We start from the raw sequence: 23,954 nt of genomic DNA on the forward strand, positions 1-23,954 counted from the left end.
TGCGGGATGTAGGGGTGGGGTTTATTTGCGTTCTGACAAAAGATCGAGACCGATACACAGGTCCAGAATGATGACGGCGATGACGACCACGACGATGGTTGCCCCTGAGGCAGCAGCAATGGTTGGGTCGACGGTGTACTGCACATAGTTGAAGAGCTTCACCGGTATGGTGTTCAGGTCCGGGGTGGTGTTGAAGATCGACAGCTCAACGTTGATCCACGACGAGATGAAGGCAAAGATAGAACCGGTGACGATCCCGGGCCGGATCTGTGGCAGCACCACCAGAAAGAAGGTTGCCCAGGGGGTACCGCCCAGGTCACTGGACGCTTCCTCCAGCGCACGTTGCTCTGGCGTCAGCATCGACAGCACCGAGCGCAACACGAAGGGCGAGATGATGATGGTGTGGCCGATCAGCAGCGCGAGGAAGCTGCGGGTCAAGCCGAAGTAGCCACCAAACTGCAGCAGCGCTGCGCCGAGCACGATATGCGGGAACACCAGCGGGGACGTCAGGGCAGCCAGGATCGCCTGTTTTCCGGCGAACTCGTAACGCGCAATCGCCAGGGCCGCCGGCACGCTGAGCAGCACTGCAACACATGTCGCGACCAACGCCAGGACCGTGCTGGTGGCAAACGAGGCCACATAGCTTGGGTCGCTGAGCATCTTGGCGTACCAGTCCAGCGTCCAGCCTTGAGGCGGGAATGCGAGGAAAGACGAGGCGGTGAAGGAGACGCCCATGATCACCACCAGGGGCAACAGCATGTAGCCGAGCACTGCCCAGGCCACCAGGCGAACCAGCATTCGAGTGATCATTGATTGCTCCCTCTGACACTGCCAACCCGACCGGCAAGGCCGACCATGACCAGGGTGAAGATCAGCAGCACCACGCTCAGGGCGCCGCCGTAGTTGAAGTCGAATACCGAGCTGTATTGCTGGAAAATCAACATCGACAGCACCGAGATCCTGCCGCCCGACAGCAGTGCCGGGGTGACATAGGCACTGGCTGCCAGGGTGAACACCATGATCGAGCCGGAGATGATGCCAGGCATAGTCAGTGGTAGCACCACGTGGAAAAACGTGGCCCGGGGACTGGCGCCGAGATCTTCGGAGGCTTGCTCGTAGGCCGGGTCGACCTGCGCCAGGGCATTGCCTGCCGCGAGCACGATGAATGGCAGGAGGATGTAGACCATGCCGATCAGGATGCCCAGCTCGGTGCCGAGAAACCGCACTGGAGTGTCGATCAGGCCAGTGTCCATCAGGCTCTGATTCACCAGGCCCTTGCGCCCCAGCAGCACCATCCAGCCGAACGAGCGGACGATGTTGCTGGTGAACATCGGCACCACCAGCAGGATCACACAGGCGCGCCGCCAGGCCCGCCACTTCACGACACGCACCAGGTACCAGGCCAGCGGGTAGCCCAGCAGCAAAGACACCAGGGTGGTCAGCGCGGCGATGCGGAAGGTCACCAGGATGACGTCCCAATGGTACTGATCGCCCAACACCCGAATATAGTGATCGACGGTAAAGGCCTGGTCCGCGCCCTGGGTGAAGCTGGCGAAGATCACCACGGCAAACGGCGCAAGAAAGAACGCCGCGAAAAATGCCAGGGCTGCAAAGAGCATCAGCAGCGGGGCGAGCGTCTTGCGTTTCATACCGACTCCCCGATCAGGTGCAGATGAGCGGGGTTGAAGCCCAGGCGCACCGTGCTGCCGGCAACCATGTCCGGCCCTGGAAAGCCCATGGTGCGCGCGATGATCATTTGCCCGTCAATCAGGGCATGGATCAGCGTATGGCTGCCGACGGTAACGACGTCGCTGACGGTACCGTGGATTTCGTGGCAGCCGGGCGTCTCGGCAGCAGCGGGTTCCAGCACCTGCAAATGTTCGGGGCGCAGCACGGCCACGCCTTGTGACGGGATGGCACTTGTGTTGCGCACCAGCGGTTGGTTGCGGATACCCAGGCGTATTTCATCGTTGCCGGTGACCTGGTAGTCGATGAGATTGGCTTCGCCGATAAAGTCAGCGACGAAACGCGAAGCCGGTGCGCTGTAGATGGCGCTGCTGGTACCGGTTTGTTCGATGCGGCCGGCATTCATCACCACGATACGATCGGCGATGGTCATCGCCTCTTCCTGGTCATGGGTGACGAAAATAAACGCAATCCCCAGCTTCGCTTGCAGATGCTTGAGCTCCAGCTGCATGCGTTTGCGCAGTTTCATGTCGAGCGCCGAGAGCGGTTCGTCGAGCAACAGCAATTTCGGTTTATTGACGATGGCCCGGGCCAATGCAACCCGCTGCTGCTGGCCGCCGGACATGCCGCTTGGGTAACGCTCGCCCAGCGCTTCGAGGCCCACCAGCGCCAGCGCTTCACGAGCCCGTTCGCGGGCTTCGCCACGGTTGACGCCCTGGCGTCGTGGGCCGTAGGCGACGTTTTCCAGCACCGTCATGTGCGGAAACAGCGCGTAGTTCTGAAAGACCGTGTTCAGTGGCCGACGGTAGGGTGGCAGGCGACTGACGTCCTGGCCGTCGATCGCAATGCTCCCGGAATCAGGCTGCATGAAACCGGCGATCGAGCGCAGCAGGGTGGTCTTGCCACAGCCGCTGGGACCCAGCAGGACGATGAACTCGCCCTGCTCGATGTCCAGGTTGATATTGTCCAATGCCTGGTAAGGCCCAAAGTTCTTGCAGACGCTGTCGATGCTCAATAAAACTGACATTGCAGACCTCTTGAGCTATTTGGCGGTGACTTTGCGGTTCCAGTCGTTGGTGACACTGGCGCGCTGGGCGTTGATCTGCGCCCAGTCGAACAGGCGCAGGTCCTTGATCGATCCGCCTGCGCCCCATGGCAACTTGCGGGCGACCTCCTGCGAGACTTCCACGCCTTTCACCGCCGGGCCCAGGTACAGCTTGCCGGCCAGGCAGGACGCCGCTTCCTGGGTCAGTGCGGTATTGATGAATTGCTCAGCGGCCTTGGTGTTGCGCGCGCCCTTGATCAGGTGCAGGCGCGCGTCGGTCGCCCATGCTCCTTCCTTGGGAATGGTGAAGCCGATGGGGGCTCCCTTGTCGATCAAGTCCCAGGCACCGACGTTGAAGTGCGCGCCGATGATCGCTTCGCCACTCTGGAAAGCGTTGGTAGCGGCGCCCGAACTGTCGAAGAACAGCGCGGTGTCCAGTGCTCCCAGCTTGCTGTAAAGAGGTGCCAGATCGGCGCGATCGATACCCCAGACATCGGCCATGAAGAACACGAAGGGCACCCCGGAAGAATTGGCGGGCGAGGGCAACGCTATCGCAGCAGCGTACTCGGGCTTCCACAGGTCCTTCCAGCTGGTCGGTGCCTCTTTGATTTCCCGGGTGTTGTAGGTCAGGCCCAAAGAGTAGAAGCCGCTGCTGACAGCGAAGGTATGGCCCGCTTCGGCGTACAGCCCTTTTTCCTCGACGTTTTTCAGGTTGGGAATGGCTGCCGGGTCGAGGTCGGCGATCACGCCTGCCGCGTAAGCGAGTTCGCTGATGCCGCCATCCATCCACGCGACGTCGATGGCGGGGCTGGATTTTTGCTGTTGAAGCTTGGCGAGTGTCGTGGTCGAGGTGCCGACTTCCGCTGCCACGGCAATGCCGGTGGCTTTGGTGAAAGGTTCTGCAACACAATTGAGGAACGCGTCTCCCCAGTTGCCGCCGTACAACGCGACGGTCAGTTTTGGCTGATCCGCCATGGCGCCTTGCGAGGAGATGCAGCCCGCCAGCGATAGCGCGACTGTGATTTTAGTGCGGGTTGTTGTTCTCATCTCATGTCCTCTGGGGCGTAGTCGAGCTGTTCCCCTTGTCTGCATCTTGCTCGTAACGTCGATACGAGCGCTTGCACACCGGGGTCTTAAAGTTGAATAGTTGGGTCATGCCCAAAATGACTCAGAATCTCCACGATTGCCATGTATCGAGCGGCACCGACGCGCAGGCGAACACTCGCCCGCAGTTGTCGGTGGGACTGGTGTTGCTCGACCAGTTCACCCTGGCGGCGTTTTCCGGATTTGTGGATGTGCTGCGGTTGTCTGCAGATATCGGCGGCGCCAGTCGGCAGATCCATACTGCCTGGCGTGTGATGAGCGTTGACGGGTTGCCCCGAACCTCCAGCGCCGGGATCACGCTGGAGGTTACAGGCGCATTGGAGCAGGACCTGGAGCAGTTCGACTACATCGCCATCTGCGGTGGCAACGATTACCCCAATACCCATTTGCCGGGGTATTTGCGGGACTGGTTGCAGCGCGCAGCAAACAGCCGCACCCGATTACTGGGCATCTGCACCGGCACCTTCGCACTCGCCCAGGCAGGTGTGGTAGGAAACCGCTCGGTCTGTGTGCACTGGAACGTGCTGGACGCGTTTCGCGCGCGGTTTCCGAAAACGCCAGCAGCGGTGGACCATCTATTCATCGACGAGGGAGATTTGATTACCTGTGCCGGTTCAACGGCGGCAATCGACCTGGGCTTGTACCTGGTGGCGCGCCACTGCGGGCGCGAAAAAGCCCAGCAGGCCGTGCGGCATATGATGTTGCAGGGGATTCGCCAGGGGCGTCAGCCCCAGGCGCATTTCTATGCGAACCTGGCGGACATCAAGGATGAGCGGGTGCGCCAGGCCGCGCACTACATCGAGCAGCGCATGGACAGCCTGCCCACGCTGGACGCCATTGCGCGCTATGTCGGCCTTGGGCGTCGGCAACTGACTCGCGCGTTCCAACAGTCGCTGGGCATTTCGCCCATGGAATTCCAGCGCTCGTTGCGGGTGGAATACGGCAGCTGGTTACTGCTCAACAGTCACAGCAGCATCACGCAAATTGCCATGGACTGCGGGTTCGCCGATGGCGCGCATTTTTCACGGGAGTTTCGCACGCGCTTTGGTTTGTCACCGCGTCAGTTCCAGCGTCAGGGACAAGCCGGTTGATGCACTACAATATTGAACGTTGAACCTGTAGGAGCGAGCTAGCTGCCGAAGAACTCCAGCGCGCCGTGGGGTATCAAGTTCTCCGCGTTTTCGTTGACGATCCCCGCGAGCAAGCTAGCTCCCGTAACGAATTTTCGTCGCAAATGAGTGTTATTCAATAGCGGGCACTAGTGGCGGGGTGCCACAATCGCGTTTTTACCGGCAGCATGATCAGGCGGATCACATGGATCGAATTGGGCCTCGGTACGACCAGCAAACGCAGATCGCCGATCAGGTGCGCTCGGACCGGTTGCACCAGTTGTTTCACCAATCGGTTTCTGCGGTATTTGGCAGTTACCTGGCCGCTCTCATGCTGTGCTGGCTATGCTGGGACAACCTGGATCACAACGTGGTGTTTTCCTGGATCGCCTTGTTGTCGGTGTCGTCGTTATTGCGTCTGGGAATGTTTATTGCCTATTTCCGCAGCCCCGACCTGGAGCGTACCCCGCAACGCTGGGAGCTCATATACTGGCTGACGCTGGTCCTGTCGGCAGGCATCTGGGGGGGCGGGGCACTGGCGGTGATGCCCACGAACGACCTGTTATCCCAGGCGCTGGTCATGTTGTTCGCGGTGGGGATGTCGGTCAGCGCCGTGTCCTGCTATTCGTCCTATAGCCACATGACCCTGGCGTCGATAGCCCTGGTGTTGCTGCCCTGTACTGTCTGGCTGTTGTTCCAGTCGTCAACGATTCAGGTGGGCATGGCCCTGGCGGTGCTGGTGTTCGCTTCTTTTGTGGCCGGCGCGACCCGCAAGTTGTCCCAGGCGCTGGAAACTGCCTTTCGCCTGACCCGGGAAATGGAACAGGCGCACAGCATTTCCACCCGCGCCGCGCAGACCGACGAGCTCACCGGATTGAACAATCGGCGTGCGTTCTTCGAGCAAGCGCAGCAGTTGTACAGCCACTGCATGAATCACCGATTGCCACTGTGCGTGGTAATGCTGGACATGGATCATTTCAAGCACATCAATGACACCTACGGCCATCAGGTCGGGGACCAGGTGTTGCGGCAGATGGGGGTGGTGATCAGCAAGTCGTTCCGGCCTACGGATGTGTATGGACGCTTAGGTGGCGAGGAGTTCGCGGTGTTGTTGCCCGACACTTGCATCGAGGTGGCGCTGGATATTGCAGAGCAGGTCACGCGCTCCATCGCAGGGTCGATGACCGGGCCGGTGCACTGCATCACGGCCAGCCTGGGGGTCGCGTCGATGGGGAGCGAGGATCATGATTTGCACAGCCTGATGAACAACGCGGACAAGGCGTTGTACCGTGCCAAGGCGCGAGGGCGTAACCAGGTGGCGGTGTCGGAATAACGCAAGGCTGCTCAGACCGCGCACCCGTTACTCAGCTCGACTCCGCCGTATCATCATCAAGGGTTTCGCCAACCGGTTCTTCCTGCCCCGGCAATTCGGTAATCACGCTGAAGTCACTGACCTCGACGGCGCCTGTGCCGTATCCCAGCAAGTGGAAAGAAAAAGCCTTGCGCGACTCGGGATTGTCGAAGCTGAAGTCCATCTCCAGCGGCTGGTCGGCGGTGACCAGCATTTCAGCCGGCAACCCTACTTGAACGTCCCGTTCGAATTCCTTGGTCTTGAGCAGGATGTAGGCATTGTCCTGGCTGTCGACCGAGCGCACGGTCAGGCGCACCCGGGTGTGCGAGCCCTTGGGCATTTCCAGGTATTGCGCGCCGATGAGGTTGTCGGCCCAGTCATCCTTGATTTGCGCCTGCAGCGGAATGCTTGCCGGGCTGCCGAACTGATAACGCTGGTTCAGGGGCGTCTGCATCAGGGTTTGATCCAGGGCCGTGGCGCGCGCCGCAATCTGCCGGGCACGCTGGCCGCCGTATTGGCCGAGCAGCTTCGCCCGCTCTGCGATGAAGCCTTCACTGGCGTAGTACCGGCAGCGTTGCTGGAAATCGCACTCGGTGAAGGTGCCCTGGCCATCGTGATAGCGCAGATTGCCGTTGGTGTAGGACATGATCTCGCGCCCGGTGGCGTAGTCGCGAAACAGTGAGCGGCCGCTCAGGGTGGCCGGCACGGGCAGGGCGAAGTAGTCGAGGATCGACGTACTCAAGTCCACGTGGCCGTACACCCCGGGCTTGATGTGTGGCAACTGCGCCTGATCCGGTGCGAGGGTCAGGTTGAACCCCCATGATGAAGCGAGGCGCACGCCATCGATGCCATGGGACTCGTCGGAGGTGATCACCACCAGGGTGTCCTTGAGCACGCCCTGGCGCTCCAGGTCGCTGAGGAACTGGTCGAGGGCATCATCCAGGTAACCGACCGCTGCCTGCTTGGGGGTGTCGTAGCGTTGCAGGTAGTCTTCGGGGGCGGAATAGGGCTGGTGGGTGCCGACGGTGAGCAGGGTCAGCATCCACGGTTGTTTTTGTTTCTTGAGCTGGCCGACATAGTCCAGCGCACCTTCGAAGAAGGCCTTGTCGTCCTTGCCCCACGGGAAGTCCAGATACGATGCGTTGGTGAACCATTCAAGGCCCAGGGTCGTGTCGAAGCCGATGTGCGGCATGATCTTGTCTTTGGCCATGAAGCGCAGGCCGGCACCCTGGAGGTAATGCGTGGCAAAGCCGTTCTTGCGCAGCTGTGCCGGCAGGCAGTCCTGGTTGCGCGCGCTTTGGGTGAGCATCTCCACGCCTTTGGGAGTGCCGTTGTCGAGTTTGTCGTAGTCACCGCAGAGCATGGCGTACAGGCCGCGGATGGTCTGGTGGCTGTGCAGCACGTAGTCAGGGGTGTTCATGCCGCGTTGCGCCCAGCGACTGAGTCGCGGCATCAGGTCCTCCTGATAGCTGCTGTGCAACGCTTCGCGGTTGGCCCCGAGGTAGGCACCGGGAATGCCTTCCAGGGCGATGACCAGCACATTACGCGCCTGTCCGCGACCGGCCAGCAGCCGCTGGCCGTCCAGGTCGAGTTGGACCAGGCCAGCCATCTGCGGCGGCACGTCGACGACGTCGCCCTCCAGCCATTCCTCCACCGCCATCTGCACGTTGCCCGTGCCAGCGGCCATCAATTGATGGGGCAGGTTGTAGACCCGCCACTGATCGGCATCAGTAGGCTGCAAGTGCTGCGCTCCCCAGTGGGCAATGAGCAGCAGCAGCGGAGCGCTCCAGGCATGACGGGGCAGGGACGGCGAGGGGGTCGAGGGCGCCAGCCAATGGCTGAGCAACCATACGCCCAGTGCGACCAGCAACGAGGCTGCCAGCCAGGGCTGGGCGAAGCCGCCACCGGTGGAGTTTTCCAGGAACTGCGGGTCGATCAGGTAATGCACATCCGACACGTTGGGCAACCGGCCAACGGCACTGACCAGCTCGGCGCTGGCCACCGTCAGGAAGCCCCATGCCAGCAACACCGGCAGTGCCAGCCACCAGGGGCGACGATGCAACAGCACCAGCAGCAGGCTGCCGATGGCCAGGTCCGACAAATATCCGTGAGGATTTGACCAGCCCAGTGCTGCGCGCAGGCACAGGGGCACGACCAGTACCAGGCCGAGCAGGGCAATAAGACGCGCGTAGGGTTGCTGCAACCCGAGACGGAGTTTGTTCACAAAATACATTCCAGCCACTAAATCGTCACACAAGTGTGCTGGATGGTATCAAGTGCCGGCAAAACTGGCCCGGATATATAAGGTCACATTTGTCCGCCAGCACTTGTCAGGCCGTTACTTGCGCACGTTCTGGTAGAGCATCAGCCTCGAAGTTTCGTGCATGCCACGGGTCAATTGCACGAGGCGCTTGAACTCCTCGGGGTTCTGCCGGGCCACGTCATCCGTCGGGGTCATCGACGCCAGGTCGTGCAAGGTCGGCGAGCTGCCGTCGTGTTCCATCTGCACCATGAAATGCTGGGTCACGCCGGCAATCAGCGGGAAGGTGCCCTCACGCAAGACCAGCGGCACCACGCGTTCGCCTTCGGGGGCGGGTTGCTGGATATCCCGGCCCATGCCGCTGTTGCGAAACTCCAGGCCCGCCATGCCGGCCACGGTGGGCAGCAAATCCACCAGGCCCACTGCTTCCTCGACGGTGCGCGAGCCCAGCAGCGCAGGGGCATGGATGATCATCGGGACGGCATTGCTTTCCAGGCCCAGCTGTTCGTAGGCCGGGGCCAGAAACGGGATCTGCGCGATGCGGGTGTTGTGATCGCCAAACAGCACGAAAATGGTGTTCTCGTACCAGCCGCCTGCCTTGGCGATTTCCATCAGGCGACCGATGTTGAAGTCCAGCAGGCGCACGGCGTTGTACTGCTCGACACTGCGCGAGCCGGCAGCCTGAACTTCGGCCAGGGTCGGGTGCTTGACCTCGAAGCCGTCATTGAGCGCGGGGATGGTAAAAGGGCGATGATTGCCGGCGGTTTGCACATAGGCAAAGAACGGTTTGTCCTTGGGCAGCGCCTGCAGGATCGTGTCGGTTTCCTTGAACAGGTCCAGGTCGGAAATCCCCCAGACATCGACGACCGGCGCTTTCCAGTCGCGCTCCTCGTACAACCGCACGCCATCGATGCTCTGGCGAATCAGCGCGTTCATGTTGGCCCAGCCGGAGTTGCCGCCGATGGTGTAGATCTTCTCGTAGCCGGTGAAGGCGTTGATCAGGGTGTTCTGCTGGGTGATCAGCGGGTTGCGCGTCGCGGTTTCCTGGCGGGTGACATCGGGCACCCCGGAAATGCTCGCCCACACGGTTTTTGCGGTGCCGGTGACTGGCACGTAGAAATGCTCGAAGAACCAGCTCTGCTTGGCGAGCCGGTCAATGTTCGGCGTCGGATCGATCGGGTTGCCGTAGGCCCCGACAGCGCTGGTACCCAGGGATTCGAGCATCACGAACATCACGTTCGGTGGGCGCGAGCCGGGAATCTTGTAGGGTTGCGGCGCCTGGTGCCTAACAAAATTGAGGGTTTGCGCGTCCGGCTGGTCGACGCCCAGGTAGCGGGACATGACTGCGTAGTGCTCGCGCACCTGCTGTTCGTCGTACCGGGACTGGCCAACCTTGACCGTGTCGTAGAGGAAAATCACCGGGTTCAGGCCCAATGCCGCGATCTGGTTGTTGCTGGAGAAAAACGCATCGCTCCAGCGCAGGGGAACCGGATTTTCCAGGTTCATGTTTTCTACTCGGCCGAGGATGCCCAGCAGCACCAGCACCACCATCAACGCACTGCCCCAGGTGGCGGAGAGTGGGTGAATGACCTTGCGCGGGCGATCCAGCGTGACCCGTTCCAGGCGCACCAAGGCAAGGGTCACCAGCGCTACCGTGGCCAGCCAGCCGAGGCTGATCCAGATCACCGGGTACGTCTGCCAGACCATGTCGCAGGAGATCTGCGCGTCCTCGATGAAGCGCAGCACGGTGGCATTGATGCGCACACCAAGGTAGGCGTAGTGACCAAAATCGATGATGTAGATCAGCAGCAGAACACTCAGGGCCGCCACCAGATAGACCCTGGCGACAAGGCGCAGCACGCGGCTGGTGGTCAGGTTCCAGCGCGGAATCCACGCCAGCAACGCCAGGGGCAACACGGTGAGGATGGCCAGGCGCAAGTCGAAACGAAAGCCGATGCCCAGGGTTTCCACAATGGCGGGTTGGGCGCTCAGGGCGCTAGAGTCAAACCCTGAAAAGCCGAAGAAGAACACCACTCGCAATACCGCGAACAGCGCAAACACGATCGCGGTCGCGCCCACCCAGTAATGCAAGCGTCTCGATTGCAACCAACCCATCCCTGTTCCCCTGTTTAAAGTCGTTAAATCTAAATGGACCTGTGGCTAGCCGATCCACGCCGGCTGAGGAACCAGCGATAGGCCTGGCGGGTGCCGAGCACCAGCAGCGCAACGCAGCAATACAGCCCCAGCAGTGGATCCACCAGGTAATCCCAATAGTTGTGCGAAGGTTTGAGCCCCACCATAAAGGCCAGGGTCGCGCCCGCCAGCATGGCCACTGCCAGGCCGTTGCGCAGGTAGTACAGGCCGAGCGTGAGCAAGGCAATCAAGGTCAGCAGCACGCGCGGGCTGAAACCCAGCCGGTATGGATCGACGTACGTCCAGCCCAGCGTCGCCGGATACAACAGCACGGCCATGGCGGCGAAGATCACCAGCACGCCGACATATCCACGTGGCGCAGGCGCGAGGATTTCCAGGCGGCGCAGGCACGCCCACGCCATCAGGATCATCGTGGTAATCGCCAGGTCATCGATGTGACTGCGCAGATAAGCCGCCACCGTCAAACCGTCCAGAGGAATGAAACTGGCGGCGAGCAAGGCCAGCAGCAGCCCCCCGCGCCAGAGCCGGCCGAGGCCAAAGCCGGGCAGCAGGAGGAATATGATCATTGCGAAACTGAGATGGGCTTGCCACAGGTTGATCATTTCAGGCGCTCGGACAGCCAGGCTTCGTTGAAGGTGACGTGCTTGATGAAGGTGTTGTTCCAGGAATAAACCAGGTGATACATGCCGTCTGGGCTGCGGATGAAGTAGGGGTACTCGTACTCGAACTCACACCCGCGACTGGTGCAGACCCTGGTGTCCAGGTTGCTCAGGAACTGCGCTTCCAGTGGCTGGCGCAGCGCTCCGCTGGAGTCGCGAAATTTCTGGCCGATGATGTCCTTGTAGGCTTGCGGGGAAAACGGCTCGCCTTCCGGGTCAGGTGATTTATCCAGGTCGCGCAGGGCGCGCCAGTCGTCCATTTTAGCATCGGTGCCGTACAGGCTCAGCTTGAAACGGCCTTCGCGCAGGTCATTGAGTGCCACCAGCAAGCCATGTTTCGGCGTGGCGACCGCTGCCAGCGAAGAGTTTGGGTTGGACGGGTCCAGCGGATAGGGTTCGCTCCAGGTTTGCCCGGCGTCTTCGGTGCGCGTTGCCAGCACTCGGTGGTGGGTCTCGCCGGCATAGCGCAGCAGGGCCACGCCGCGCTGGCCATCCAGCGGCACCACCGTCGGCTGCAAAGAATTGGTGCCACGACTGATACGGAATTTGTCGATGACATCGCCGTCCGGGCTCAGGTACAGGTACTCGGCAAACTTGCCGAGAAACTCGTGATACACCGGAAGGCCGATCGAACCATCGGCATGAAACACGGGTGCCGAACGCACCAGGGTACTGATATTCAGAAAGGGCGAGGTGATCAACTGGCGCGGCGCAGACCAGTTATCGCCTAAGTCATCGGAGACCATCACATTGACTGCACTGCCGGCCCAACCACCCATCGACACCGAGACATAGAAGAGCCACAGGCGATTGTCCGGCGCCAGCGCCACGACCGGGTTGCCAAGCTTGCGAATGTATTTTCGAGTGCCTTGCTGGGTCGACTGCCGAGTCGCCAACACCTGCTCCGCGCCCCATTCACCGGTTTTCGCGTTGAACCGGGCGGAACGCACCTGCACGTCTGCAGCGCCTTCGCGGGTGCCGGCGAACCAGACCGACATCAGGCTGCCGTCAGGCAGTGCGGTAACCGCCGAGGAATGCACAAAGTCCACCAGGCCAGAGGACGCGAAGCGACTGGTGTAGACGGGCTTGGCCACTTTGTCGGCCACCGCCATCACCGGGCTCATCAGGGCGAAGGAGGAATGGACAGCGGCAGGGTGGGTAAACCAGGCGCCCGCGAACAGGCACACCAACACAACGTAAACGGCAAGGCGGGGAGGATTGATGCGCATCATACGGCTCGGCATCTCAAGGGGCCTGATCGAGCGGCGTAACCTATCACTAGTAGTTCTATATTCGGAGTTAAGCCAGGAGTGTATTTGTAAGGGGATGTTTGTATCTGCTGGGACTTTCGGCGAGCGCATGTACTCAGTAGGGCTGAAAGTCCCGTCTCAGAGACGTCGATGCGTGAATGGAAAAACTCCTGAACTGGAAGTTCGCGCTATTAGCTTTAGATGTTTGGTACGAAACCCATCAACCGAAAGGATGAATAACGTCGGCCTTGGTAGATGTGTGTCGCCGGCCCTGCTCGTGATGCGGCCCGCACATTCACAGCAAAAGCGTACCTTGAAACGGCAGCACTGTCGTAAAAACGACCTCTTGACACTGAACACGAATCTGCAGGAATTATCTGTTGAACGACTGTTCAGCTTCGATTATGTTGAGACCCACTTCCCCGGCTGGTAGCGCGGGCTTGCGTTTCTTCTTATCGAACGAGGCACTTGCATGCGGTTTTCACCCTTTGTTCAGCGGATAACTGGTGACGGCGTTGCCGCCTGGGATATTCACTACGCAGCGTATGAAGCCCAGCGCCGGGGCGAGGATGTGATTATCCTCAGCGTCGGCGATCCGGACTTCCCCACCCCTGACTTCATCACTGACGCCGCCATTCATGCCCTGCGTGAGGGCGATACCCACTACACCGAAATCGCCGGTCGCCTGAAATTGCGCGAAGCGATTGCCGCCCGCCATAGCCCCCTGTTCCACCGTGAGCTGCACGCGTCCAACGTGATTTTGACGGCAGGGGCGCAGAATGCCCTGTTCGCCGCATCAATGTGCCTGCTGACAGCTGGCGACGAAGTGATCGCCCTGGACCCGATGTACGTCACCTACGAGGCTACCCTGAAGGCGTCCGGCGCGACGCTGGTGCGCGTACCGTGCGCTGCCGATGGCGGTTTTCGCCTGGATGCCGCAGTGCTGGCCAAGGCCATTACCCCGCGCACCAAAGCCCTGTTCCTGTCCAACCCGAACAACCCTACCGGCGTCGTGCTCAATCGCGAAGAATTGCAGGCGATCGCCGAGCTGGCCGTTGTCCATGACTTGTGGGTGGTAGTGGATGAAGTCTATGAAAGCCTGACGTTCGAGCGTGAGCACCTGAGCCTGGCAGCGATGCCGGGCATGGCCGAACGTTGCGTGGTGATCGGCAGCCTGTCGAAATCCCACGCCATGACCGGCTGGCGCATCGGCTGGATCATCGCCAACGAAACCCTGGTGGCCCACGTCGAAAACCTGGTGCTGAGCATGCTCTATGGCCTGCCGGGTTTTGTCATGGAGGCGGCACTCAAGGCCGTGCAGTCCCATGCGGACGTCACCCACGGCATGCGTGACATTTACCGCCGTCGCCGCGACCTGGTGGTGAAGAGCCTGGCGGATTGTCGCGGGATATCGGTACTCAACCCGGACGCGGGGATGTTTGTGCTGCTGGACGTGCGCAGCACCGGCCTGACGTCGCTGGAATTTGCCTGGCGGCTGCTGCGCGAGGCGCATGTTTCGGTATTGGATGCGGCTGCATTCGGTGAGCCGGCCCAGGGTTTTGTGCGGCTCTCGTTTACCCAAGGCGAAGAGCGATTGGCCCAGGCCTGCCAGCGCATTCGCAAATTTGTCCTGGTTTTGAGCGGTGAAGCGCCGCGCCCGGTGATCAATCGGGTGAGCAGCGAGGCGACGATCGAGGCGGTGGCCCGCAAGACCATGATCGAAGTCGATCGCCTGCACAAACGCTTTGGCAATATCGAGGTGCTCAAGGGTGTTTCGCTGACCGCCCGTGAAGGTGAAGTGATCTCCCTGATTGGCGCCAGCGGCTCGGGTAAAAGTACCTTGCTGCGTTGCATCAATATGCTCGAAATACCCGACCAGGGCCGCATCCTGGTGGATGGCGAAAGCATCCATCTGAACCAGAATCGGCCGGGGGCGCCATTGGTGTCCGACGCCAGACAACTGGTGCGGATCCGTTCGAGCCTGGGCATGGTGTTCCAGAACTTCAACCTCTGGCCCCATCGCACCGTGCTGGAAAACCTTATCGAAGCACCGACCCAGGTCCTGCGAGAAAGCCGCGCGGAGGCCACCGAACGGGCCGAAGCCTTGCTCGAACGCGTGGGACTGGCGGCCAAGCGCAACGAGTACCCGGCGTTTCTCTCCGGTGGCCAGCAGCAACGGGTCGCCATCGCCCGGGCCTTGGCCATGCGGCCCAAGGTCATGCTGTTCGATGAACCCACCTCCGCACTCGACCCGGAACTGGTCGGCGAAGTGCTGCGGGTGATCCGCTCTCTCGCCGAAGAAGGCCGGACCATGATCCTGGTGACCCATGAAATGGCCTTCGCACGCGATGTCTCCTCCAAGGTCGCCTTCCTGCACCAGGGGCTGATCGAAGAAACCGGTTCGCCGGACGATGTGTTCGTACACCCACGCAGCGAGCGTTGCCGACAATTCGTCAACGCTCATCAGACTCGCTGATCAATAAAAAGACGGGGAACAATCATGGGAAATCGACGTTTGGCAAACTGGATGACGGGCGTGGCATGCGTGCTGCTGGCCGGGATGAGCGCAGCCCAGGCGGCACCGATCAGGTTTGCAGTGGCGGCAGAACCTTATCCGCCGTACACCGAGAAGCAGGCGAACGGTGAGTGGAAAGGTTTCGAGGTTGACCTCATCCATAAGCTGTGCAGCGAGATGAAGGCCGAGTGCGAGATCAAGGAAGTGGCATGGGACGGCATCATTCCCTCCTTGCTGGCGAAGAAGATCGACGTGATTTTTTCCTCGATGTCGGTGACTGCCGAGCGCGAGAAACAGATCGCCTTCAGCAAGGCTTACTACGATTCGGCAATCGCGGTGGTCGGGCCCAAGGGCACCACCGTGAGCAAGTTCCCGGATGATCTCAAAGGCAAGATCATCGGCGTGCAGAACTCGACCGTCAGCGCCAGCTACCTGAAGGCCAACTACGAAAAGATCGCCGAGGTGAAGTACTACGACACCCAGGACTCGGCCAACGCCGACCTGATTTCCGGCCGTATCGACCTGATGATGGCGGACGGCACGGCCATGGCCTCTTTCGTCAAGACGGCCGATGCCAGCAACCTGGCCTACCTCGCCACCGTGCCTTACGACCCGATTTTCGGTAAAGGCGTCGGCGCTGGTTTGCGCAAGGATGACACTGAGCTCAAGGCCAAACTGGACCAGGCAATCTCTAGCCTGCTGGCAAGCAAAGACTATGACGAACTGTCCCAGAGCTACTTCGGTACGAGCGTGAAACCTGCGTTCTGACGCCGGGCTGCAAGATGACCTGTGGGAGCGGAGCTTTTGGTCCCGCAGGGGCTCCTCCCACACGAGGGAGTGGTGATGTCTGGTTCGCCGACTGGAGACCGAAATGCCAGCAATGTTCGATTTGATCAATTTCAGCGAAACAGGCTGGGGCAGCGCGTTGCTCAAGGGCCTGTTGATGACCCTGCAGATTTCTGCGGGCGCTTTCGTGGTCGGTTTGTTTATCGGCCTGGTGGTGGCCTGTCTCAAGTTGGGCGCGCCTAAACCCATCGCGGCGCTGATGCGCGGCTACACCACGTTGTTTCGGGCCATTCCGGAGTTGTTGCTGATCCTGCTGCTGTACTACGTCGGCTCCATGCTGCTCAATTCGCTGATGGCCAGGATGGGTTACGACGCGGTCAACGTCAGCGGCCCGCTGGCGGCAATCCTGGTGCTGGGACTGGTCCAGGGCGCCTATGCCTCGGAGATTTTTCGCGCGGCGATCCAGGCGATCCCCTATGGCCAGATCGAGGCGGCGAGGGCGTTCGGGCTCAGCGGGTTCGGCCTGTTCCGGCGAGTTACGCTGCCGATCATGGCGCCCTATGCCATGGCGGGGATGGCCAACCTGTGGATCAACCTGATCAAGGACAGTGCCCTGATCAGCGTGGTCGGCACCAATGAGCTGCTGTACACCGCCAAGCAAGGGGCGGGTTCGACGCGGCACTATCTGTTGTTCTACCTCACGGCTGCGGCGATGTATTACGCCGTGACGTTGGTGTCCAACTACCTCTCGGGACGGCTGGAGCGACGCATCCGTCGCTGGATGCCTTTGGCTGAGTGAATGAAATGATTCCAGCGTGGATAGTTGAATATGCGGCACTCCTGGGCCGTGGATTGCAAACGACCATCAGCATTCTGTTGATCTCGATGGTGTTCGGTTTCGCCCTGGCGGTGCTGGTGGCGTTGGCGCGGATCTCGAAAAACAAGTTCATCGCCAAGGCCAGCCTGTTCTACACCAGCGTGCTGCGGGGCACGCCGCTGCTGATCCAGATCTACATTTTCTACTACGGCCTGGGCAGCCTGTTTGCGCAGTTCCCGCTGATCCGTGGCAGCTTTTTCTGGCCTTATTTGCGTGACGGCTATTGGTATATCGTGTTCGCGCTGGTGCTGTCGGTGGGTGCCTACGTCGGCGAGGTGATTCGTGGTGGGCTGCTGGCGGTGCCCAAGGGTGAAATGGAAGCGGCCTCGGCGTTCGGCATGACTGCGCGCCAGTCCTTGTTGCGGGTGCGCCTGCCGCGGGCCATGCGCCTGCTGTTGCCGACCCTGGCCGGGGAGACGGTGATGCTGCTCAAGTCCACGGCCTTGGCCTCGACCATTGCGATCATCGACCTGCTGGGCGCGGCCAATGTGGTGCGCGCACAAACCCTGCAGGTGTATGAACCGTTGCTGCTGGTGGCCGGGGTGTATGTGTGCCTCACCTTCCTGATCGAGGCCCTGTTCTCGTTCTTCGAGCGGCGCGGGACACCTGTGCGCAGGTCGGTTTGATGAGTGCGCCACGGATGGTTGATCGGTCATTGCAGGGCATCGGCCTGTGCACCCTGGGGTACGCGTTCCTGGCCTTGCAGGACGCGGTGATCAAGGCATTGGTGGCCGATTATTCGGTGGTCACCATCCTGTTCTGGCGCAGCTTGCTGGTAGTGGTGGTCTGCGTGGCTGCGGGGCGCTTGCGCCTGGTGCAGAAAGCCTGGCGTTCACCAAGCCGGCGCTTGCTGGTGCTGCGCGGTTTGCTTTCGATCATCGCCTGGGTGCTGTATTACACCGCTGCCCGAGACCTGTCGCTGGCGGAGATGACCACGCTGTATTTCTCCGCGCCGATCATGGTGACGGTACTGGCGGCGGTGATCCTCAAGGAACGCGCGAACGGGTGGCAATGGTTCACCCTGGTCGTCGGCTTCATCGGCGTGATCATCGCCTGCCGACCAACACGGTTGACCGACCCGTTGCCGGTGGTGCTGACCCTGCTGGCCGCCATGTGCTGGGCGTTCACCTACATCCAGTTGCGGCAGGTGGATGACCAGACATCGGTGCTGGAGCAAATGTTGATCACCAACGTGGTGTTTGTTATTTGCATGACCCTGGCCTTGCCGTGGACTCATACGCCAGCACCGATGCCGGACTGGCTCGGTATGCTCGCAGCTGGCCTGGTGGGTGGTATCGGCCAGTTCCTGCTGTTCGCCAGTTTCCGTCGGGCGACGGCGACCTTGCTGGCGCCATTCGAGTACACCGGGTTGATTTGGGCGTTCCTGCTGTCGAGTCTCATCTGGGGTACCCGGATGGACGTTTCGCTGATGATCGGCGCGGGGCTGATCGCCATCAGTGGCACCCTGGCGATGATCTTCGGGCGTCATGCCTCACAGGACGTCGTCGGCGCTGAATGCTCCGTTTCGCAACCCCTTTACCCAGCAGCGACAGATATGCAGGCCGTTGGCGGGGCTGAAGGTTTCGGGGTTGAGGCACCACTCGATCCAGAGTCCGTCGAGCGTCGCGGATAGGCCGATGGCGGCCAGGTGAGTGTCGTGGATCACAAACCCTTCGCTGGCCGCCAGGTCGTCGAGCAAATGGCGCAGCAAGTCGAGATAGGCTCGATAGCTTTTTTCGTGAGCCTGGCTGACGTGAACGGAGTGGCGGATCAGGCTCCAGAACACCACCCAGGCGCCGAGTAATTGCGGGTCCATGACCCGGGGGGCAAATGAGCCGGTGAGGAAGGCGTCCATCTTTGCGGCGGGGGTGTCGGCCTGTTCTATTTCCTGCATCAGGGCGCTCGTCAGTTCGTTGGCGAGCTTCTGGTAAGTGTCGGCGATCAGCGCATCGATGCTGCCGAAGTGATGATTGAGCAGGCCCACCGACACCCCGGCCTCGGTGGCGATGCGGCGCACCGACAGCCCGGCGTGGCCGTCGCGCACCAGGCAACGCAGGGCAGCAGCCACGAGCATTTCGCGGCGCGCGTCGGGTTCGGTGCGGCGGTTTTTCGCTGGGGCACGGGTCACGGGTTAGTCCTTGGAGTCGGTCATACGTTGCCGAGCTTAGTTGAACGTCTGTTCAATCACCAGCGGCAATGCCTTGGTTTTCGAGTGGTCATGACGGGAGGACAAACGGATGGTGCAGGATATTTCGTTGGATGTTCGCAGCAACAACGGCGACCCGTTGCAAGTGGGGGCCTGGCGTTACCAGGGTGATGGCAGCGGCCCCAAGGTGCACCTGCAAGCCGGGGTGCACGCTGACGAAATTGCCGGGATGCTGGTACTGCACCTGTTGATGCAACGCCTGCAGGTTGCCCAAGCCCAGGGGCGGCTCAGGAGTCAGGTGACGGTTGTGCCCCAGGCCAATCCCCTGGGTATTGGCCAGTTCCGCCAGGGCCGCCTGCTGGGGCGTTTTCATGACGCCACAGGGCACAATTTCAATCGTGGTTTTGACCAGTCGGCGGCGCAGCAACACCCGTCCACCAATGTCCAGGAATGGCAGAAAGCCCTGGTGCAACTGGCCGCCGATGCCGATGTGATGCTCGATCTGCACACCGATGACGAGGCACTGCCGTACCTCTATGTGCACCGCAGCTTTGCCGCCCAAGGCCGCGAACTGGCGGCAGCGATGAAGATGGACGTGGCGATCATCTGGGACGATGGCGGCGATGGTTCTTTTGAGGAGACCATTATTGCGCCCTGGCTGCGCAAAGGGCTCAGTGACCGCAATATGGCGGCAACCCTGGAGTTGCGCGGGCAGGGCGATGTCGGCGACCAACTGGCCGAACAGGATGCCCAGGGACTTTACACCTGGCTGTGCCGCTGCGGAGCCATTGATGAGGCGCTAAGCCCGGAGGATTGGCCGGTGCAAACCTTGGAAATGGGCCAGATGGAGACCATCCTTGCACCGACGCCCGGGGTCTTGATCTTCGAAAAACAGCTGGGAGACCCTGTTGAGGAGGGCCAGCGTTTTGCCCGGATCCTGCGCCGGCCCGGTGATCCCTCCAGCGAAGTGGTGTTGTTCGCCGAGCAGGCGGGGCGGATGGTCACCCGTTACCGCGATCGACTGATTGGCCAGGGCATGGTGGTGGCGAAATTCACGGGTACGCGTGTCTCCCGCCACTGGCACGGGGGCCTGCTCGACCCTAACTGACCGCTGGCCGGGCACTGGATAAAAGCGCCGCTCGACGAAGGACAATTCGCTGATACTGGCGCGAGAGTGCCGACCGGGGCTGACGTGTCACTGGTTTGTATCCCTGCGTATCAGGTGTGCCTGCAGCCACTTGCGCATACATATCCAGGGTGGCTTGGACACTTGGCTGATACATGGCGGCGTTTGAATGGGGCACACCGCATCTGCGGTACTACCACTGGAGAATCGCGATGTCCCTGTTCAATGTTCGTAAAACCGCTGGCGCACTCGGCCTGGCCATTGCCGCGACCACATTGGCCGCTGTCACGGGCCTGGCCCAGGCCCAGGAGGTCAAGTCGTCCACTCAGGATGCGCCGGCGACCAAGAGCTGGCAGACCGGCCTGCACCGCACCGATCTGCTGCACCGGGACATGGACGTTGCGGGACAGGAAGTGCTGCAGGTGCGCGTGGATTTCGAACCGGGCGTGGTCTCGCCCAAACATTCCCACCCGGGGGTTGAGGTGGCCTATGTACTGGAGGGCACGTTTGAGTATCAGCTTGAAGGGCAGCCTGCAGTGACACTCAAGGCGGGGGATTCGCTCTATATCCCGGCAGGGGTGGCGCATGTTGCGAAGAATACAAGTGCGACTACCAGCTCGGAACTGGCGACCTACATCGTCAAGAAGGGGGCGCCGTTGGTGAAGATTGTTGCTCAATAGGTGATGCGCTCAAGAAGGCGAGCATGCTGGAATTATTCAGCATGCTCGCCTCAGGAGCGCAACACTCAACCTCACAAAGCCTCCCGCAGCAGCCTCAGGTAATCCGCACTGGCGGAAATGGAATTATGCCCCACCCCCGGTATCACCCTGAGCACGGCCACCCCCGGAGCGAAATGCTCGAACAGCCGCTGGGTGCTCGAGCGCGGGATCACCTCGTCTTGCTCTGCCGCCATCAGCAGGGTCGGCACGCTGATCTCCCGGGCATATCGCCAGGACTCAAAACGATCCTGTAACAGCCACCGCACCGGGAAGATCGGAAACTGCCGCGCAGCGAGTTCTTCCAGGCTGTTATAGGGCGTGATCAGCACCAGGTGCGATGCCGGGCGCTGGCTGGCCAGGCGCACCGCGACACCGGAGCCCAGGCTACGGCCCACCAGCGTCACCTGCGGGTGCCGGGCGTACACCTCGTCGAACAACCCCAGGGCGTCGCGCTGAATCGCTTCCTCGGTCGGCGAGCCAGAGCTGCCGCCAAACCCTCGGTAGTGCAGAAAATACAGCGCGTGATCGGCAAAGGCTGCTGAAAACGAGGGCAGGTTGCGCGACACGTCCTCGGCGTTGCCTCCGAAATAGATCAACGCCTTGGGGCCCTCGTGCTCGCGCACCGAGACCAGCACCTGCGCGTCGGAACGGGGCAGGGTCAAGAGCGCACTGGCCACGGATCGAGGCTGCGGGTAATAGATGAGGGCGCGCTGGAATATCCACAGCGCCATACAGAGCACCAGGTACAGCGCGATGACGATGCCTGCGATGATCATCAGGATGCGCGACATTCGACTAACGTTAGGGAGCGGCATTGACGACTCAAGGGTGGAAAACGGCGATCACTTGATCGCTGTCGCAGTGTAGTCGATCGGCCCCGTAGCGCGCCGGTCCGGGAGGGAAGCGATGCCCATCGCGCTGAAATCGCTGAATATTCTGCCCGCGGAAAGAACCGCGCTGATGCTGGGTTTTGCCTTCCATTTTTGTGTGCTCGCCAGCTATTACCTGGTCCGCCCCCTGCGCGATGCCCTGGGCCTGGAGGGCGGTGCGGACCAATTGCAGTGGCTGTTCAGCGCCACCTTCGTGGTGATGTTGCTGATGGTACCGCTCTACGGTGCGCTGGTGTCCCGGCTGCCGGCAACGCGTTTCGTGCCCTTGATCTATCGGCTGATTGCGCTGTCGATGCTGGTGTTCGGGCTGTTGATCGCCAATCACGTTGCGCCGGTGACCGTCGGGCAGGTGTTTTTTGTCTGGATCAGCATTTACAACCTGTTCATCGTCACGATCTTCTGGAGCGTGCTGGTCGACCGGTTTTCCAATGATCAGGGGCGGCGGTTATTCGGTTTTATTGCCGCCGGTGGCACCTTGGGCACCTTTATCGGGCCGCTGCTGGCCGCGACCATGGCCGTGCGCCTGGGCCCGATGGCCCTGACGCTGGCGGCGGCGGTGCTGCTCGAGATCGCGGTGCGTTGTTACCGGGCCTTGCTCAGGTGCACAGTGTCGCGTAGCGACAACCGCTCGCCGGATGACCAAAGATTGGGCGGCAGCATGCTGGCCGGCATCACGCTGATCCTGCGCTCGCGCTATTTGCTTGGGCTGGTGGCGTTCATGCTGCTGCACACCAGCGCCGCGACCCTTTTGTACTTTGAACAAGGCCGGATCGTCGCAGGCAGCTACGCTGATGTGGCAAGCCGCACTCAATTTTTTGCTCTGGTTGATTTGCTGGTGTCGGTGCTGACCCTGTTATTCCAGCTGCTGTTGACCGCGCCGTTGATCCGCTGGGTCGGCGTGGGCGGGGCGCTGGTGATGTTGCCCTTGGCGAGCGTCGTGGCCTTCTCGGCGATGGCCATGGCGCCGGTACCTGCCGCCGTTGCCCTGGCGCAAGGGCTGCGTCGGGCGGTGGAATTTGCCTTCGTTCGGCCAGCGCGAGAGGTGCTGTGGACAGTGGTCAGCCGCGAAGAGAAGTACAAGGCCAAGAACGTGATCGAAACCCTGGTCTATCGCGGCGGCGATGCCGCCAGTGGCTGGCTGTCTGCGGGGCTGACGGCAGTAGGCGCAGGGTTTGGCCTGGTGGCCCTGGCGATTCTTCCGGTTGCGGGCGTATGGGCAGGGTTGTGTTTCTGGCTGGCCAGGCGGCAGGAACAACGGGCGGCCAGCACCCGAATGGAGGAGCAACATCATGAGCCACACTGATGGAATCACCCGTCGCCGACTACTCACGCTGGCTGCCGGTGTCTCGGCGGTCTTAACGTTCGACCCAGCCGGGGCGCAAGCGCCGCCGATCGCCACAGGAGGCAAGAGCATGCAGACCCGAGGCATTCCTTCCAGCGCCGAGCCGCTGCCCGTCGTTGGGTTGGGCACTTATCGCGGCTTCGATGTCGCCCCCGCGGACCCGGCCTACAAGCAACTGCCGGCCGTGCTGGATGCACTGTTCGAGAAAGGCGGGACGCTGGTCGACAGCTCGCCGATGTACGGGCGCGCCGAGCAGACCACCGGTGAGCTGCTGTCGATCCACGAGCCGCGCTCGCCGGCTTTCCTGGCGACCAAGGTATGGACCCGTGGTCGCGAAGAAGGCATTGCGCAGATGGAGCAATCATTCAAGCTGCTGCAAACCGACCGGATCGACCTGATGCAGATCCACAACCTGCTGGACTGGAAAACCCATCTGCCGACGTTGCGCGAATGGAAAGAGCAAGGGCGCATCCGCTACATCGGGATCACCCATTACACCGCGTCGGCCTATGACGAGGTGGAGGCGGTGCTCAAGGCTGAACAACTGGACTTCCTGCAAATCAATTACGCCCTGGATGATCGCGCAGTCGAAAAGCGCATTCTGCCGCTATGCCGCGAACGTGGTGTGGCAGTGATCTGCAACCGGCCGTTTGGCGGCGGTGGCCTGATTGCGCGCCTGAAGGGCAAGCCCCTGCCGGGCTGGGCTTCGCAGGTACAGGTCAATAGCTGGCCGCAATTGGCGCTGAAATTTCTGCTGTCGCATTCGGCGGTGACCTGTGTGATCCCAGGCACCGGCAATCCGCGTTACATGGCCGACAATGCGGCGGCCGGATTCGGCCCGATGCTGACCGGGGCGCAGCGTGAACAGCTGATTGACCTGGTGAACTGATGAGCTCCAATTCGGCTCACCCGTTAACGTTTACCATCCTGTAGGA

General features: G+C 61.3%; 20 protein-coding genes and 1 pseudogene. 11 read left to right on the plus strand and 10 right to left on the minus strand.

The window, feature by feature from the left end:
• Positions 1 to 21 precede the first annotated feature (21 nt).
• From AAEZ05_RS03660 to AAEZ05_RS03675, 4 genes are read right to left on the minus strand one after another with little or no spacing between them, the layout of a single operon-like run.
• A complete protein-coding gene (locus tag AAEZ05_RS03660) occupies positions 22 to 810 on the minus strand; it encodes an ABC transporter permease (RefSeq protein WP_122840343.1) in 789 nt (262 codons plus the stop codon).
• Positions 807 to 1,649, minus strand: a complete 843-nt coding sequence (locus AAEZ05_RS03665; RefSeq protein ID WP_045057370.1) for an ABC transporter permease — start codon at positions 1,647 to 1,649, stop codon at positions 807 to 809. Before AAEZ05_RS03665 ends, AAEZ05_RS03660 begins: the two co-directional genes overlap by 4 nt.
• Positions 1,646 to 2,713, minus strand: coding sequence for an ABC transporter ATP-binding protein (locus AAEZ05_RS03670; RefSeq protein WP_205892192.1), 1,068 nt, complete (start codon positions 2,711 to 2,713; stop codon positions 1,646 to 1,648). The genes AAEZ05_RS03665 and AAEZ05_RS03670 overlap by 4 nt, the downstream gene beginning before the upstream one ends.
• Before the next feature lie 15 nt (positions 2,714 to 2,728).
• Entirely contained in the window at positions 2,729 to 3,778 is a 1,050-nt protein-coding gene (locus AAEZ05_RS03675; protein ID WP_045057368.1) for an ABC transporter substrate-binding protein, read from the minus strand.
• A 116-nt stretch (positions 3,779 to 3,894) separates the two neighbouring features.
• Between AAEZ05_RS03675 and AAEZ05_RS03680 the strand changes: the two genes are divergently transcribed.
• Both AAEZ05_RS03680 and AAEZ05_RS03685 read left to right on the plus strand, forming a co-directional pair.
• Positions 3,895 to 4,926 (plus strand): GlxA family transcriptional regulator, encoded by a 1,032-nt coding sequence (locus tag AAEZ05_RS03680; RefSeq protein ID WP_045057404.1) that lies wholly within the window; start codon positions 3,895 to 3,897, stop codon positions 4,924 to 4,926.
• A 223-nt stretch (positions 4,927 to 5,149) separates the two neighbouring features.
• Positions 5,150 to 6,277: a GGDEF domain-containing protein gene (locus AAEZ05_RS03685; protein ID WP_045057367.1), complete on the plus strand. Its 1,128-nt coding sequence runs from the start codon at positions 5,150 to 5,152 to the stop codon at positions 6,275 to 6,277.
• 31 nt (positions 6,278 to 6,308) lie between these two features.
• Here AAEZ05_RS03685 and AAEZ05_RS03690 read toward each other — a convergent pair whose 3' ends face one another.
• From AAEZ05_RS03690 to AAEZ05_RS03705, 4 genes are all read right to left on the minus strand, one after another.
• Positions 6,309 to 8,528: an LTA synthase family protein gene (locus tag AAEZ05_RS03690; RefSeq protein ID WP_350646640.1), complete on the minus strand. Its 2,220-nt coding sequence runs from the start codon at positions 8,526 to 8,528 to the stop codon at positions 6,309 to 6,311.
• Positions 8,529 to 8,633: 105 nt separating this feature from the next.
• Positions 8,634 to 10,670, minus strand: coding sequence for an LTA synthase family protein (locus tag AAEZ05_RS03695; RefSeq protein ID WP_350646641.1), 2,037 nt, complete (start codon positions 10,668 to 10,670; stop codon positions 8,634 to 8,636).
• Positions 10,671 to 10,699: 29 nt separating this feature from the next.
• A complete protein-coding gene (locus AAEZ05_RS03700; RefSeq protein ID WP_045057365.1) occupies positions 10,700 to 11,311 on the minus strand; it encodes a hypothetical protein in 612 nt (203 codons plus the stop codon).
• Positions 11,308 to 12,600 carry a sialidase family protein gene (locus AAEZ05_RS03705; protein ID WP_442963616.1) on the minus strand — a complete coding sequence of 431 codons (1,293 nt, stop codon included), beginning with the start codon at positions 12,598 to 12,600 and terminating at the stop codon, positions 11,308 to 11,310. The genes AAEZ05_RS03700 and AAEZ05_RS03705 overlap by 4 nt, the downstream gene beginning before the upstream one ends.
• Positions 12,601 to 13,090: 490 nt before the next feature.
• Between AAEZ05_RS03705 and AAEZ05_RS03710 the strand changes: the two genes are divergently transcribed.
• The 5 genes from AAEZ05_RS03710 to AAEZ05_RS03730 all read left to right on the plus strand — a co-directional run bounded on the left by AAEZ05_RS03710 (position 13,091) and on the right by AAEZ05_RS03730 (position 18,429).
• The gene (locus tag AAEZ05_RS03710; protein WP_045057364.1) at positions 13,091 to 15,094 is read left to right on the plus strand and encodes an aminotransferase class I/II-fold pyridoxal phosphate-dependent enzyme; all 2,004 of its coding nucleotides are present in this window, start codon (positions 13,091 to 13,093) and stop codon (positions 15,092 to 15,094) included.
• 24 nt (positions 15,095 to 15,118) lie between these two features.
• The gene (locus AAEZ05_RS03715) at positions 15,119 to 15,901 is read left to right on the plus strand and encodes a transporter substrate-binding domain-containing protein (protein WP_045057363.1); all 783 of its coding nucleotides are present in this window, start codon (positions 15,119 to 15,121) and stop codon (positions 15,899 to 15,901) included.
• 103 nt (positions 15,902 to 16,004) lie between these two features.
• Positions 16,005 to 16,718 carry an ABC transporter permease gene (locus AAEZ05_RS03720; RefSeq protein WP_045057362.1) on the plus strand — a complete coding sequence of 238 codons (714 nt, stop codon included), beginning with the start codon at positions 16,005 to 16,007 and terminating at the stop codon, positions 16,716 to 16,718.
• Between the two features lie 5 nt (positions 16,719 to 16,723).
• Positions 16,724 to 17,422: an ABC transporter permease gene (locus tag AAEZ05_RS03725; RefSeq protein WP_045057401.1), complete on the plus strand. Its 699-nt coding sequence runs from the start codon at positions 16,724 to 16,726 to the stop codon at positions 17,420 to 17,422.
• Entirely contained in the window at positions 17,422 to 18,429 is a 1,008-nt protein-coding gene (locus AAEZ05_RS03730) for a DMT family transporter (protein WP_045057361.1), read from the plus strand. The genes AAEZ05_RS03725 and AAEZ05_RS03730 overlap by 1 nt, the downstream gene beginning before the upstream one ends.
• Here the strand turns inward: AAEZ05_RS03730 and AAEZ05_RS03735 are convergent.
• A pseudogene (locus AAEZ05_RS03735) lies at positions 18,385 to 18,870 on the minus strand (TetR/AcrR family transcriptional regulator); the annotation flags it as partial. The gene AAEZ05_RS03730 and the pseudogene AAEZ05_RS03735 overlap by 45 nt on opposite strands.
• Positions 18,871 to 19,033: 163 nt before the next feature.
• On the opposite strand from AAEZ05_RS03735, the gene AAEZ05_RS03740 reads away from it, so the two are divergent.
• Complete coding sequence (locus tag AAEZ05_RS03740) at positions 19,034 to 20,050, plus strand: M14 family metallopeptidase (RefSeq protein WP_205892181.1); 1,017 nt, start codon at positions 19,034 to 19,036, stop codon at positions 20,048 to 20,050.
• Between the two features lie 230 nt (positions 20,051 to 20,280).
• Positions 20,281 to 20,748 carry a cupin domain-containing protein gene (locus AAEZ05_RS03745; protein ID WP_045057359.1) on the plus strand — a complete coding sequence of 156 codons (468 nt, stop codon included), beginning with the start codon at positions 20,281 to 20,283 and terminating at the stop codon, positions 20,746 to 20,748.
• A 71-nt stretch (positions 20,749 to 20,819) separates the two neighbouring features.
• On the opposite strand, the gene AAEZ05_RS03750 is transcribed toward AAEZ05_RS03745, so the two are convergent.
• The gene (locus AAEZ05_RS03750; protein ID WP_045057358.1) at positions 20,820 to 21,602 is read right to left on the minus strand and encodes an alpha/beta hydrolase; all 783 of its coding nucleotides are present in this window, start codon (positions 21,600 to 21,602) and stop codon (positions 20,820 to 20,822) included.
• 91 nt (positions 21,603 to 21,693) lie between these two features.
• Between AAEZ05_RS03750 and AAEZ05_RS03755 the strand changes: the two genes are divergently transcribed.
• Together AAEZ05_RS03755 and AAEZ05_RS03760 are read left to right on the plus strand one after the other, a co-directional pair.
• Positions 21,694 to 22,980: an NTP/NDP exchange transporter gene (locus AAEZ05_RS03755; RefSeq protein WP_045057357.1), complete on the plus strand. Its 1,287-nt coding sequence runs from the start codon at positions 21,694 to 21,696 to the stop codon at positions 22,978 to 22,980.
• Positions 22,967 to 23,908: an aldo/keto reductase gene (locus AAEZ05_RS03760; RefSeq protein ID WP_082069086.1), complete on the plus strand. Its 942-nt coding sequence runs from the start codon at positions 22,967 to 22,969 to the stop codon at positions 23,906 to 23,908. The genes AAEZ05_RS03755 and AAEZ05_RS03760 overlap by 14 nt, the downstream gene beginning before the upstream one ends.
• Positions 23,909 to 23,954 lie beyond the last annotated feature (46 nt).

The organism is Pseudomonas sp. HY13-MNA-CIBAN-0226, assembly GCF_040310305.1.
GTDB classification, from domain to species: domain Bacteria; phylum Pseudomonadota; class Gammaproteobacteria; order Pseudomonadales; family Pseudomonadaceae; genus Aquipseudomonas; species Aquipseudomonas gregormendelii.